Raw genomic sequence first — 14,613 nt, 5'->3', positions numbered from 1 at the left:
CTTTGCAGTATGTCAACAGGATTAGTTTCGCAAGATACCATTGTAGCTTTGGCCACTTCGCCCGGGGCAAATGGCGCCATTGCCGTGATACGCTTATCGGGCTCACAGGCCATCACGATTACCAATACCGTATTTAAAGGGAAAGACCTGCAAAAGCAGGCCTCGCACACCATTCATTTCGGTACTATCCGGGATGGCGACGAAATTATTGACGAAGTGTTGGTTTCCGTTTTTAAGGGGCCGAATTCTTACACGAAAGAGGACGTAATAGAAATCTCTACCCACAACTCCAAATATGTTATTGAGCGCCTGATTACGCTGTTGATCAAAAAAGGCGCACGTGCTGCTCAAGCCGGAGAATTTACGCTGCGTGCTTTCCTTAACGGAGGGATGGACCTGTCGCAGGCCGAGGCTGTTGCCGATCTGATTGCGTCCGAAAATAAAGCATCCCACGAAATTGCCATGAATCAGATGCGGGGTGGCATCAGCAATAAGCTGCAGGAGATGCGCGAGCAGCTCATCAATTTTACGGCGCTCTTGGAACTTGAACTGGATTTCGGCGAAGAGGACGTCGAATTTGCCGACCGCGCACAATTTGAAGCATTGGTGCTAGAATTGAAGACGCATATCGGGAAGCTCATCCAATCTTTTGCTTATGGTAACGCCATTAAACGCGGTGTTCCCGTCGCAATCATCGGAAAGCCTAATGCCGGTAAATCCACGTTGCTCAATACCTTGCTTGATGAGGAGCGTGCGATTGTCAGCGATATCGCCGGTACAACGCGGGATACCATCGAAGAGTCTATCAATATCGAAGGGATTACCTTCCGTTTTATCGATACCGCAGGGCTGCGCGAAACGGCGGATACGATCGAGGCTATCGGCGTAACCAAGGCCAAAGAAAAAGTCCGCCAAGCTAAGGTTTTACTTTACCTCTATGATGATAAAGACAGCACGGCGGACGAGGTTATTGCGCAAATAAAAGAACTTTACTATCCAGGACTAATCGTTGTTTTGGTGCGAAATAAAATTGATCTGTTAGGAGGTTATCAGCCGAATGCGATGGATACCGCGATTCGTGAAGCGCTATTCCCGAACTATAGTGAAGCCTTGGTACCCATATCCGCGAAGGATAGCGAAAGCGTCGAAGCTCTTAAACAGACCCTGCTAGACAATATCCGCGCAATGGCCGTGGAGGATCAACAAATCATTACAAATAGCCGGCACGTAGAAGCATTAGAGCTCGCTTTGGCGGCGCTAGAGCAAGTAGAGGAAGGTTTCGCGATACAACTCCCTGGTGACCTGCTAGCCCACCACGTTCGGGCAGCCTTACGCCATATATCCAGCATTACCGGTGACATCGACGTGGACCGGGATATCCTAGGAACAATATTTGGAAAATTCTGCATCGGCAAGTAGTTGCATAAGGCAGAAACATATAGAGGTTGTTGTTAATTTTAATATCCAACCACGGTGGTCAAGCGATGAGGGCTGTTCAGTCAAAACATTGGTCACTCCCTTAGTCTTTATGATTGATACTATTAAATAATTTAAAGTATCAAAACAATGAAAAATTTAATTGAAAAATTTGAATCGCAATTAGCAACACTATCAGATGAGCAATTAGTAGCGCGTTTTAATCGTGAGGTTGGGAATCGTGGATGGGTGAGCACCCGTGTCTATTTTCTTGAGGCGTTAAGAAATCAGTTTGAAAATCGTGGATTAGATTATTCATTTGTCAAGAATGAAAGTGGTGGTTTTAATCTTAATGCTAAAGTGATTCTTAGGGAGGGTAAATTAATTTTTTAGTTCTATTGAGCCGATTATTCCCTTTAATCGGCTCAATTTTTTGTTATATTTGAGTTGAATGTTTACTTTAATCGGCTCAATATGTATAATTGGCAATATAAAGACTGGCCTAATTTTAGGTTTACGCTTGAAAGTCTACAAACGATCTCCATTTCTTTTGCTGAAGAGTTGGGGGTGGTAAATGGTTTAATTACAGGTTTGAATGATGATTTGAAGCAGGAAACTATTATTGAGATTCTTATTTCTGAAGCAATTAAATCCTCTGAAATTGAAGGAGAATATATGAGCCGTATCGATATGATGTCCTCCATCAAACGTAATTTAGGTTTGCGATCAGATATTAAAGTTACGGATAAACGTGTAGCGGGTATGGCAAGATTAATGACCGAGGTTCGAGAGTCATACCTTAATGATTTGTCTCTTGACATGATTTTGAACTGGCATAAAATTTTGATGGAATCATTTTTGACGATAAATGCGGGACAATGGCGTGAGGGATCAGAACCTATGCAAGTTGTTTCTGGAGCTTATGGACGTGAAGTGGTGCATTATGAAGCGCCTCCTTCAGAAATTGTAGCTCAAGAAATGCAGACTTTTATACATTGGTTTAGTAATGATAATTTAAGTCATTTAGATAAGATCAGTAAAGCCATCGTCAAATCAGCTATCGTACATCTATATTTTGAAAGTATTCATCCTTTTGAGGATGGTAATGGTAGAATCGGTAGAGCATTAGCCGAATATACATTGTCACATACGTTGCAAAGTCCAGTATTGTTATCGATATCCAAAGTTATAGAAAAGGATAAGAATCAATACTATGACGCTTTGAAAGCTGCACAATCTACATTGGATATTACAGATTGGATCCTTTATTTCGGAAAGGTAATTTTAACAGCTCAAATAGAAGCAAAGCAGTTGGTTGAATTTACGGTGAAGAAGGTTAAGTATTTTGATAGTTTCAAGCAATTATTGAACGAAAGACAACAGAAAGTGATTAATCGCATGTTCGATGCTGGTGTTGAGGGTTTTCAAGGCGGCATGACTGCAAAAAAATATATGGCTATCGCTAAAACTTCTAAAGCTTCAGCAACGCGTGATTTACAACATTTGAATGAAATAGGTGCATTGCAAGTTTTAGGAGCAGGGCGTTCAGTTCGATATGAATTAGTGTTTTAAGTTTCAAAAAACTATTTATGATTAACCTAGACCAATTATTACAAGGGATACATGCTGTAACAAATTTCTGCAAAATATGTTACAGCCAGATGGATATATACGTTCCGTAAACACTTAGGAATAAGATGGAAGAAACGAATTCAAAATCGTATTGTGGCGATTTACTCGCCCACGACTTCAACAATTTTATAGCTCAATAATTTATCCTATTCGAATTCGATCAACATATATCACATTTAATATATAAAACATCACATGAAGTAAGTATATTTACATCAAAAGCAGATTATTATGCCTAACAAACCAATAAACAGATTGAAAGTAGTACTTGTGGAACAAGGCAAAACCAGCAAATGGCTTGCCGAGCAATTGGACAAGAATGAAACGACAGTATCTCGTTGGTGTACGAATGAAGTACAGCCAAGTCTGGATACTTTGTTGCAGATAGCTGCTTTATTAGAAATTGATATTAAAGAATTATTGAATTCGAGTAAATAATGAGTCCCAAATCAAAAATAACACAGTCTCAATTAGAGCAATACCTGTCCAAAGCTGCCTGGATCCTGAAAGGTCCGGTAGACGCTTCGGACTTTAAAGTTTATATATTTCCCTTGCTATTTTTTAAGCGGATATCCGACGTCTATGATGAAGAGTTTGCTCTGGCGATGGCCGAGTCTGACGGCGATACTGAATACGCATCACTTCCCGAGTTTCACCGATTCGTTATTCCTGAAGGCTGCCATTGGAAAACCGTACGAGAAACCACCGATAATGTAGGGTTGGCTATAGAAAAGGCTCTGAGAGGAATAGAACAGGCCAATCAACAATACTTGTACGGAATATTTGGCGATGCACAATGGAGTAATAAAAGTAAACTATCGGACCGTTTATTAATTGATCTTATTGAGCACTTTTCACAATACGAATTATCTAACTCCAATGTAGAAGCGGATATACTTGGGAATGCCTATGAATATCTCATCAAGCATTTTGCCGACTTGACCAACAAGAAAGCTGGAGAATTCTATACGCCACGGTCTGTGGTGAATCTTTTGGGGTTAATTTTAAACCCTCAGGAGGGAGAGTCCGTTTATGATCCGGCTTGCGGTACAGGCGGAATGCTTTTGGAGTGTGTAGATCATCTCAAAGAATTAGGCAAAGATTATAGAACTTTGAAATTATTCGGTCAGGAAAAAAATCTGACTTCCAGCTCCATTGCCAGAATGAATATGTTTCTCCATGGAATGGAGGATTTTCAGATTGTGCGGGAAGATACCCTTAGGTACCCGGCGTTCTTTGATTCGGATGGTTTGAAGAAATTCGACTGTGTGATAGCTAATCCGCCTTTTTCATTAAAAGATTGGGGTGCTGAAAATTGGATGAATGATCCTTATGGTAGAAATATTGCTGGGGTGCCACCTAAAGGGAATGGAGACATGGCTTGGGTACAACATATGATTGCTTCCTTAAACGCTAATGGAAGAATGACCGTCGTGTTACCACATGGGGTATTATTCCGTAAAGGTTCTGAACAAAAAATCCGTCAAGCGCTATTGGAGATGGATTTGTTGGAGGCTGTGATTGGATTAGGTGCTAATATTTTTTACGGTACCCAATTGGCAGCCTGCGTATTGGTTTTCAAAAAGCAAAAAGAAGATCAGAAGAAAAACAAAGTACTCTTCATAGATGGTTCGGATCAAATCCGAGTAGGGCGTGCTCAGAACTACTTAGAAGAGGAACATGTAAACCAGCTATTTACCTGGTATAGTAATTATGAGGATGTAGAAAACTACGTTAAAGTAGTGGATATGCAGCAAATCATTGATAATGATTATAACCTAAATATTCCATTGTATATTGATAAAGTTATTGAAGACAATTTACCTTCTGTAGAAGAAGCGATGCAACATCTTAAAGAGGCTTGGGCTGCTAGTCAAGTGGCAGATAACAAGTTTAGAAATATTTTAAATAATTATTTAACTCATTAGAATGTCACAGCAATCTATATTAGAAAAGTATTTTTCCCCAAGACAATTGAAGTTGGCATGGGAAAGAATGATCCGTTCTAATGGTAGAGATATAAAAGACTATTGGGGTATTGAGATCTACAACGTTAAGTTAGATGAAAATCTAAAGATGTTGTCTGATAAGATTATATCAGGGCATTTTAAGCCTAGTCGTCCTTTTAAATACTATGAACCTAAAGCATCAGGAACACATAGAACCAAGACTATTTTGCCTTTAGAAGATGCTATAGTTTACCAAGCATTAGCTAATAAAATAGCGACGGATAAGTATGCTTTGCTGGCTGACAATAATGGTTTTGTTTTCGGAAGTGTATTACATCCTGAAGTAGAAAAAGGAACGGATATTTTAGATAATGAAAAGGCTGAATATTTTTTCTTTGAGTATTACCTTCCGCATTATAACAAGTTTGTTGATTCCGTTAATCATGAAATTGAAAATCTTAATGTTAGGTATAAGCTAGAAACAGATATAACAGGTTTTTTTGATTGTATACCACATTCAAAACTGTTGATGGTACTTCATAAGTATAATGTAGAGCCAGAAATATTAGATTTTTTAGAAAATTGCTTAAATCTTTATTCTGGTACACGTGACTCAATTACACCAGGAGTTGGGATTCCACAAGGACCTGCTGCGTCTTTTTTCTTTGCTAATATCTTTTTAAGTGAATTGGATGCAAGACTCAACCGCCTTGGATATTCCTATTATCGTTATATGGATGATATTCGAATTTATGAAGAAGATGAAGATCAGTTATATGATGCTTTAGTTTTGATAGACAATTACTTAAAGGGGAATGGATTGTCTTTGAATTCTAAAAAAACTTCTGTTGAAATTTTAGAGGAAGATCGTGAAAAGGAGAAAATACAGTCCTTATTTTCATCTTATAATGATACTGCCGATGTGTATACAGATATTATTGAGGCTGCAAAAACAGATTTGTCAATTAGTGATGTCGCAGATCAAGGATCAGATAGCGAGCAAACAGATGCGGTATATGCTACTTTATCGGATGAGGAACTGATTGCTTTTTGTACGAAAGAAGTCAAGGAAGCAGAAACCTTTTTCTTAAAAGAATTTATGAAGGTAGATAGTTCTGAATTTAAAACGCAATTTAGAAAATTGAATGATACCACAAAAAGAGAAATACAGCATCAAACTTATAAATGGCGTAATGCAAATCGAATTTTAACGGATTTTGATAAAGCTATATTAAACGAGAAGTTGATTCCGATTTGGTTATTCTTATTAGAAAATTTCTTTTGGAAAGCCAATCATTTCTGTTGGAATCTTAATTTGTATGGAGATAATAAAGCAATTCAAGAAAAATTATTAGACTTACAAGCATCGTGTAAGTTGAGTCGCTATGAGTGGACAAGGTATCAAATATTTTCTAATTTTTCTAGCAGAGAGGTTATCAGTTTATCGCAGTTAAAGCAACTCTACCGTCAAGCTTTAGAAGAGAAATCTTCTTTAGTTAGAATGGGTATGTACACTGTTTTGTTACGCTTTACAGATCCTTCACATCAATTATTTACTTCAATTAAAAATGCAATAAAAGATGAAAGTGAACCCTATATACGGCATACTTTATCGGGCTTGATGTTAAAGAAACAAAATTTTGATATCGTAAAATATTGGTTAGGCTTATGAGTTTTAATAAATACGCAGGCTATACACAGGCTTTAGAACATCCTAATGATTTCTATAATGCAATAGATCCATATACGACCAGCAGTTCGATAGCACATTTGGATGATAAAGCTCAAAGGATTAAAAAACACCCTTTTGAATATTACTATGAGGATATTATTAAGGAGGATTTAAAGGTTGACTTTTCAACAAAACTTTCTGCCGAAGATTATAAGAATATGAAGGAAGACAGCAAAGAATGCTTGGAAATATGTGATAATTTTTATGGAATTTCTTCCAAAAGAATCAATACTTGGTTAAGCAGTTCCTTTAAAGTTGTTGACTATTTAGTGTTGCATATAATTCAACATATTAAACAGGAAAAACCTAAATCATATCCAAAAGTTGGAGTAGAAAAAGCTAGATATAAACAGCTTTCTGAATATACAGATGCTAATCTGAGTTTGGTAGGAACCAAATTATATGCTTTGTACGACACTAGAAACCAAAATGAGCATCGTACAAAAACGAATCCTGATGGTACTCAGTATTTGATTAAGCCTAATCGAAATAAAACGAGAGAAATGGTAATAGATTATTACCCTAAAGTGTTGAAAGAACTACAAACTGTTTTCTCTAATTAAAAATAGAATGACACAACAAGAATTAGAAAAATACCTGTGGGGAGCCGCTACCGCGTTGCGTGGTACCATTGATGCGGGCGACTACAAACAATATATATTTCCGCTGTTGTTCTTCAAGCGCATCTGCGATGTGTACGATGAAGAATTTCAGTTGGCTTTAACCGAGTCGGATGGCGACTTGGAATATGCAGCCTTTGCCGAAAATCACCGTTTTGTGATTCCCGATAGTGCGCATTGGAAAGATGTACGTGAAACGACTACGAATGTAGGTATGGCCATTCAACATGCGATGCGTGAAATTGAAAAAGCGAATCCAGATACCTTGGAAGGGATATTTGGGGATGCGAGCTGGACCAACAAAAACCGTTTGTCGGATGCGACTTTAATTAACCTGATTGAGCATTTCTCGCAACAGGTATTGAGTTTGGCCAATGTAGCCGATGATAAATTGGGGAATGCCTACGAATACTTAATTAAGGAATTTGCTGACGATAGCGGACATACCGCAGCCGAGTTTTATACCAACCGTACGGTGGTGAAGCTGATGACTAAGATTATGGATCCGCAACCCGGAGAATCGGTGTACGATCCTACCTGTGGTTCGGGCGGTTTGTTGTTGAACTGTGCCTTGCACCTAAAGGAAGAAGGTAAGGAATACCGCAATCTAAAATTATACGGACAAGAGATTAACTTGATTACCTCTGCCATTGCGCGCATGAACATGTTTATGCACGGGATTGAGGAGTTTAAAATTGTGCGAGGCGATACTTTGGCTGAACCGGGTTTGTTGGAAAACGACCAACTCAAGACCTTTAATGTAATCTTGGCCAATCCGCCATATTCCATTAAATCTTGGAACCGTGATGCTTTTGTCAACGATCCTTGGGGGCGAAATCTTTGGGGAACACCTCCACAAGGATGTGCAGATTATGCGTTTCAGCAACACATTCAAAAATCGTTGGATACCAACAACGGACGTTTTGCAATTTTGTGGCCGCACGGAATCTTATTTAGAGATGCAGAAGCTGAGATGCGTCGAAATATGATTAAAGATGATGTTATTGAAGCCGTAATAGGAGTTGGTCCTAATTTATTTTATAACTCTCCAATGGAGGCGATGATTCTAGTTGGAAATAATAATAAACCAGCGGATAGAAAAGGGAAAATATTATTTGTTGATGGGAAAAATGATGTGGTCCAAAATAAAGGACAAGCACACTTAACTAACGAAAATATTGAGAAGTTATATCAATCGTTTGTTGCATTTGAGAATGTAGAAGGTTATTCAAAAGTGGTTTCTAATGATGAAATCTTAGATAAATTTTCGGGTAACTTAAATATTTCATTTTATGTAAAAACTGAAAATGTAAAGACAGAAAATATAAGTGAAATATATACTGATTGGTTAGTGAAATCAGAATCTTTAAAAACAAACATAGAAAAGTTATTGAATGGAAATTAATATTGATAAATCGAACTGGAGTAAAGTAAACTTTGGGGATGTTGCCATTCAAATGAAAGGTACTGTTGATAGAGATAATACAGATTTAAGATATTATGTAAAAGGGGAACACATGAATTCTGAAGATGTTCATATACGTGAGTTTGGTGAACTTACTGATGAATATCTTGGTCCTGCTTTTATTCGACATTTTAAAGAAGGGGACATATTATATGGTTCAAGACGTACTTATCTAAAAAAAGTAGCCGTAGCACATTTTGAAGGTATTACTTCGAACACAACATTTGTAATTAATGCAAAAGAAAATGTTATAGACAAGAGGCTTTTACCTTTTTTAATGCTATCCGATAAATTTACAGAACATTCAATTATGCATTCTAAAGGATCTGTAAATCCGTATATCAATTGGAAGGACCTTGCCAACTACGAATTCCTTCTTCCACCCAAAGAACAACAAGCCGAATTAGCCGAATTATTATGGGCAATGGATACCGTGATTGAAAATGATTTGGAAGTGTTGGAGAGGTTGGAGAAAAATATACAGAATTTATTTTTATCTAAAATTATAGATTTTAATATTGAGGGATCAACCATTACAGGTATTCTAGATAATTTAAATAAGAAATTAGGCTTAGGTTTATTGAAAGATTTTGGAACATTCTTGAAAGGTAAAGGAATTTCTAAAGATGATGTAATTGAGTCAGGTATACCTTGTATTAGATATGGAGAAATTTATACTAATCATCATATAGTAATTAGAAAGTTTAGATCATTTATTAGTGAAGATGTGGCAAATACCTCTTTACAGTTAAATAAAGGAGATATTGTTTTTGCAGGTTCGGGAGAAACTATCACCGAAATAGGAAAAAGTGTTTGCTTTGTTGATGATTTTGAAGCGTACGCTGGAGGAGATACTATTATTTTCCGACCTGATACGAAGAAAATAAATTCTGTTTATTTGTCATACTTACTTAATTCCCTTATAATTAGATTACAACTTAATAAAATGGGAACAGGTGCAACAGTAGCTCATATATACCCTGAAGATTTAAAAAAAATTAGAATTCCTTTATTGGATATTTCTATACAAAATGGAATAGCAGTTGAGATGGAAACGATATTTAAAAGTATTGACCAATTAAAATCCAAACTTCAATCTTCAAAGGCTTTGCAAAAGGCGTTGATCAATCAGGTGTTTTAAAAGGAGAAGCACCTAAATAAAAATAAACTACTACTAACATATAACCTAAATTATGATCTCGAGAGAAGAAGCTTTACAAACTTTAAAAAGTTATTGGAAAAATGAATCATTAACTTTTATTGCAATTTTTGAAGAAAATAAGGAATTAAAGCAGGGACAGAAACCGCATGGTTATTTTCAAGTTAAATCTAATGATAGTAATTTATTATTTCCAAAACTTGATAATTATAGATATAAGCGTGATGTTAAATTGTATATTCCTTTATTAAAAGGGTTAAAGGATGGAAATTCTTATCAAATCAAATTAGATCTTGATAAGGATGAAAATAGAATAAAATATAATCATCCATTTAAAGTTAAAGTTGTTGATATCGATATTATTGAGCAAACAACTAATAATGTATCCGCAAAAGAATTTATAGCTACTTGGTTTGGAAAGAAAGGGGAAAATCCTGGAGATGCAGCTTCGATTGCTAGTCAGTTGAAATTAAATCAGCTAGAGCTATATACTCAAACCAAACGATTTGTGTTTGAGCTGATACAAAATGCTGATGATATGCCTGTTAAAGGTAAAGATGTGGAAATAAACATTCAGCTATTAAAAGATTACTTTGTATTCCAACATACTGGATTATACTTTAATAGAGCGAATGTAAAAGCCATTTCTGATGCTGCTCAGAGTACGAAAAAGAATGATGAGACTAAAACAGGTTATAAAGGAATAGGATTTAAGTCAGTTTTCTCTGATAGTGATCAAGTATATATCTACTCACGAGACTATAGTTTTAAGTTTGATAAGACTGCAAGCATATATAAAGATTTTAAAAAATTATATGAGCCCTATTGGTCTAAACTAACGGATGAAGCTAGAAAGCAATTTTTTATAGACTATAGGGGGCAAGAAGATAAATTTACCAATACGGATAATATTCCGTGGCAAATTAAACCTATATGGATTGATCTCAAAGATTATCCAGCTGACTTAGCACCTTATATACAAACAAATAAAAATGTAAATATTGCTTTAGGTGTAGGCGAAGCTAAAATAAATGAAAAAAAGTACGATGAAATGATCCGTGAATTAGTGAAGGATCCTAGATTCTTACTATTTCTACGTCATACCAAAAAGATTCATTATACAGACCCTAGAGGTATCGAGACATCTATAGAGGTGGTCAAGACAGCAGATGAAACACAGGTATTTGCTAATGATATTCAGGAGTCTGTATATGCATCTTATCAAGATGATATCTTAATAAATAATGAAGCTTTTAATATGGCTGGTTTTGATTTACAGCATGTTGAAGTTGAAGAAGGTAAATGGGTTTTTAAAAACTCGGAAGGTAAAATTTTAGAAAATATACCTGAAAAACTTGGTAAATTAAAAGAAACGACACTTTCTTTTGCTGTAAAGAAAATTGACGATAGAAATATTGAACCTGTAAAAGAATCGGAATCTATATTATACAATTACTTGCCAACATCTGATTATAATTATAAGTTTCCATTCATTGTTAATGCCGATTTTGTATCTAAGACAGATCGTGAAGGTATTTTAGCTGAAAATATATGGAACCATTACTTATTCTATCATATTGGTTACTCCCTAATCAAATGGGCTGAACATTTAGGTAAAAAAAAATTCACAAGCTCGTATTTAAAAATATTACCGAGAAACTTGTTAGATGAAAATAATTCTGACCGTAGAGATATTAATAAGGCATTTAATAGAGGCTTGAAGAAAGGAATAAAAGAAATTGCATGTATTCAGACTTCCGATCGAAGTTTTGTAACCTGTTCGGAGGCTATCTTTGATAAGACTGGATTTTCATCAATTTTATCACCTCGTGAATTTTTAGCGTTTGTTAAGAGTAATAAGAAGCTAGTAAATTGGAATATTAATACTACTGAATTAAGTATAGCCTACCTCAATATAGAAGTTGTAGATAATAAGAGTTTGTTCACTTTTTTTAAGGATGAAGCGTCTGTAGCAGTACTAAATGAAAGGATAAAACAATTTGATCGAGAGCGATATTTAAAATTTCTACATTGGATTGAGTCCTCAAAGCTAGATTACGATACTTTAAAGTTTGTAAAATTTATTCGTTTTGGGTCGGAGTTATTTTCTCTAGTTGAAGTTGTTGAGTTGTCAAATCAATTGTTTCTGAAAGATGATATTCTTGAACCTATCTTATCGTTACTAACAAAAAATTCCTCAAAGATTGCCAACGACAATTATGCGAATTATCCGCATCTTGGTAAGATAATACGTGAAAATACTTATATCTCAAAGGGTGCGCAATATTATTCTAAACTGGTAGATGTTTTTAAGAACAAGCTAAATGAGCTTTCTATTTCGGATAGAGTTTTGGTATTGAATGTTTTAAGAAATATTTCGGGAGTAGATATAAAAACGGTAGCTAAATTGCCTTGGTATAAAGATAATTTAGGTGAGTTTAAGCCTTTGAATGAGCTTTATAATAATGAAAATTTTTCTTACTCATCTAACTATAATGCACTATTTATAGCTTCTACTGAAGTGAAAGAGCTACCTACAGAATATATTAAAGAATTAAAATCATTTACATCTTTGTTAGATGATGCTAATTTTAATCTACTTTTTTCAAGTACTATTCAATATGATTCTGATCAGGTGGAGGTTAGATTTTTGAAAAGATTCATCAATGATGCACTCACTGACGCTAATATCTATAAAAAATTAGCTAAGAAAATTAAAATTAATAGTGATGTCATCGATGGCGAACTTTGGAAAGATGAAGTAGAGATTTCTTATCAAAATGCGACAGGGCAATCAATAATAAAAACTTTCAATTTACTATCGTTGGTTAACAATCTAAGTACTAAAAATAATTTATTAGAACTATTTTTAAACTTATTGCCAGCCAATGAAATTGATTTGAAGGAAACAATACGAGGTAAAATCTTTGAGCTAAAAGTATATCCATCTAGCCATATAATGAGCTATATAAAAGGTAATTTTATTACTTTAAATGATGATCAATTTCTTTATTTGGTTATTGAGAATTGGATAAACAAAAAGAACTTATTTAAATTAGAAAGAGCAACCGTGTCATTAAGTGACACTGATAAAATAAACATTCTTAATTTATTGTATAATGCAGGCATTGCACATACCAACTTTAGATATCATGTAAATGGTCAAGATATTTATCTAATTGATAAAAATACTTTCGCAGTGCAAGATGAGAGTGTATTATTTGAAAATGAAAAGTTAAGCAGCTTACTTAAAAGTTGGGCTAATTCAGAAGTTACTAAATTACAATACCTAGTTAATTGCGGATGTTATGGTGAAAGTAATGCACATTATAAGCTTAGAACATTTTTGAAAAAAGGTCAATATTCTGACGCTGAGGCCTGTGTTTCTACATTAAATAGAGATTTAAAATTATTTGAGAATACGACACAATTCATTCAAAGGTCTATAGTTTCGAATACTTTCAATGAGCAGGTTTACAAGTTTATAATTTCTTTTTATAATAATTTATCTAGTCAAAATCTCCAACAAGATTGTAATTTTTATTATCCTATAATATCCTATGAAAAACAAGAACTTATATTTTCAGATATTTCTAATATTGCAAAATTTTATAAGTATAAAAATCATGATGAATTTATTGAGAAAATAAGCGATTATATACAACGTAAAGGTTATGCATTTATTCCTGAAAATCTGATTTTACCTACAACGTATAGAAATAGAGTTAATGATATAAAGATAGAGTCAAACGTTAATTTAGAAGCTATGATTAGTAACGGTGAATTGTATGATGCCGATTACTATAATGATTGGTATCTGAAGTCACAAAATCCTATTTACATCCTGTCCTATGAGTATATCCCATTAAAAGTAACTTTTGAGGATTTGATTTTGGCTGATGAGATAGAATCTGATGAGACTTCTTATTATAATAGTAGTAATAATAGTTACTTCATTTGTAAAAACGAAGCTGAAAATATTCCTTTTAATTTGAATAACATGTCATTGGATATATTCAGAAGTATAATTCAGCAAAAACATTACTATAAAAAGAAAATAGATGAAAAATCTGAGGATAAGAAATCTAAATATGGATTAAGTGAAGAGGAGGAGAAAGCCTTTGCTAAGTTATTTGGTTTAGACTTATCCAAGTCAGATAGAAGAATATGGAATGCCTTAGCTACATTTAAGGCTATTCGTCATTATGAAGATAAAGGTTATGATTTATCCGCAGTTCAGTCTGATATTGAGAATGTAATGAATAAAACTTATTTCACATTATCTATAAATGGGACTCCAACTAGGATATATCCGCGTTCGGCGCGTCAGAATTTATTATTTGTTTCTATTCAATTATGGAATGCAATGATTGAGGTGCCTTCTATTATTTATTGCTTATCTAAACGCGGTGAATTGATCATCATTGAAGATGTTAAGTCTTTGGTAGAACAGGATAAAAATGTAATATTTAAAATTTCTGCTGATAATGCTGAACATAGAAAAGAGATTATTGGTAGTTATTTCAGTGGAAAGACCATTAATGAGTATCAATATAATAATACGGTATCTGCTTCTATGATCCTAAGACTTAATAAGGATCCAGAATATAAATCCATATTTGATGAACTGCCAATTTAAT

At 34.6% G+C, this 14,613-nt stretch carries 10 protein-coding genes; all 10 read left to right on the top strand.

The features are described 5' to 3' along the window. Positions 1–9 precede the first annotated feature (9 nt). Complete coding sequence (mnmE, locus tag LKO28_RS03010; RefSeq protein WP_227693220.1) at positions 10–1,419, top strand: tRNA uridine-5-carboxymethylaminomethyl(34) synthesis GTPase MnmE; 1,410 nt, start codon at positions 10–12, stop codon at positions 1,417–1,419. Between the two features lie 147 nt (positions 1,420–1,566). Then, a complete protein-coding gene (locus LKO28_RS03005; protein WP_227693219.1) occupies positions 1,567–1,809 on the top strand; it encodes a hypothetical protein in 243 nt (80 codons plus the stop codon). An 81-nt stretch (positions 1,810–1,890) separates the two neighbouring features. After that, a complete protein-coding gene (locus tag LKO28_RS03000; RefSeq protein ID WP_118194772.1) occupies positions 1,891–2,988 on the top strand; it encodes a Fic family protein in 1,098 nt (365 codons plus the stop codon). Between the two features lie 291 nt (positions 2,989–3,279). After that, a complete protein-coding gene (locus LKO28_RS02995; RefSeq protein WP_227693218.1) occupies positions 3,280–3,486 on the top strand; it encodes a helix-turn-helix transcriptional regulator in 207 nt (68 codons plus the stop codon). After that, positions 3,486–4,976: a class I SAM-dependent DNA methyltransferase gene (locus LKO28_RS02990; RefSeq protein ID WP_227693217.1), complete on the top strand. Its 1,491-nt coding sequence runs from the start codon at positions 3,486–3,488 to the stop codon at positions 4,974–4,976. Before LKO28_RS02995 ends, LKO28_RS02990 begins: the two co-directional genes overlap by 1 nt. Position 4,977: 1 nt before the next feature. Continuing rightward, positions 4,978–6,669: an RNA-directed DNA polymerase gene (locus LKO28_RS02985; RefSeq protein ID WP_227693216.1), complete on the top strand. Its 1,692-nt coding sequence runs from the start codon at positions 4,978–4,980 to the stop codon at positions 6,667–6,669. After that, on the top strand, positions 6,666–7,292 hold the full coding sequence (locus LKO28_RS02980) for a hypothetical protein (RefSeq protein WP_227693215.1): 627 nt from the start codon (positions 6,666–6,668) through the stop codon (positions 7,290–7,292). Before LKO28_RS02985 ends, LKO28_RS02980 begins: the two co-directional genes overlap by 4 nt. A 7-nt stretch (positions 7,293–7,299) precedes the next feature. After that, positions 7,300–8,754 (top strand): class I SAM-dependent DNA methyltransferase, encoded by a 1,455-nt coding sequence (locus tag LKO28_RS02975; protein ID WP_227693214.1) that lies wholly within the window; start codon positions 7,300–7,302, stop codon positions 8,752–8,754. After that, positions 8,744–9,955 carry a restriction endonuclease subunit S gene (locus LKO28_RS02970; protein ID WP_227693213.1) on the top strand — a complete coding sequence of 404 codons (1,212 nt, stop codon included), beginning with the start codon at positions 8,744–8,746 and terminating at the stop codon, positions 9,953–9,955. Before LKO28_RS02975 ends, LKO28_RS02970 begins: the two co-directional genes overlap by 11 nt. 52 nt (positions 9,956–10,007) lie before the next feature. Then, complete coding sequence (locus LKO28_RS02965) at positions 10,008–14,612, top strand: sacsin N-terminal ATP-binding-like domain-containing protein (protein WP_227693212.1); 4,605 nt, start codon at positions 10,008–10,010, stop codon at positions 14,610–14,612. Position 14,613: the final 1 nt, after the last annotated feature.

The organism is Sphingobacterium sp. FBM7-1, from assembly GCF_020687765.1.
Lineage (GTDB): Bacteria > Bacteroidota > Bacteroidia > Sphingobacteriales > Sphingobacteriaceae > Sphingobacterium.
Note: the sequence above shows the minus strand (reverse complement) of the source record. Positions and strands in the feature narration are given on the sequence as shown.

Coding starts and splice junctions, on each gene's coding strand:
- mnmE (WP_227693220.1), top strand. CDS start 10: ATGTCAACAGGATTAGTTTCGCAAGATACCATTGTAGCTTTGGCCACT.
- LKO28_RS03005 (WP_227693219.1), top strand. CDS start 1,567: ATGAAAAATTTAATTGAAAAATTTGAATCGCAATTAGCAACACTATCA.
- LKO28_RS03000 (WP_118194772.1), top strand. CDS start 1,891: ATGTATAATTGGCAATATAAAGACTGGCCTAATTTTAGGTTTACGCTT.
- LKO28_RS02995 (WP_227693218.1), top strand. CDS start 3,280: ATGCCTAACAAACCAATAAACAGATTGAAAGTAGTACTTGTGGAACAA.
- LKO28_RS02990 (WP_227693217.1), top strand. CDS start 3,486: ATGAGTCCCAAATCAAAAATAACACAGTCTCAATTAGAGCAATACCTG.
- LKO28_RS02985 (WP_227693216.1), top strand. CDS start 4,978: ATGTCACAGCAATCTATATTAGAAAAGTATTTTTCCCCAAGACAATTG.
- LKO28_RS02980 (WP_227693215.1), top strand. CDS start 6,666: ATGAGTTTTAATAAATACGCAGGCTATACACAGGCTTTAGAACATCCT.
- LKO28_RS02975 (WP_227693214.1), top strand. CDS start 7,300: ATGACACAACAAGAATTAGAAAAATACCTGTGGGGAGCCGCTACCGCG.
- LKO28_RS02970 (WP_227693213.1), top strand. CDS start 8,744: ATGGAAATTAATATTGATAAATCGAACTGGAGTAAAGTAAACTTTGGG.
- LKO28_RS02965 (WP_227693212.1), top strand. CDS start 10,008: ATGATCTCGAGAGAAGAAGCTTTACAAACTTTAAAAAGTTATTGGAAA.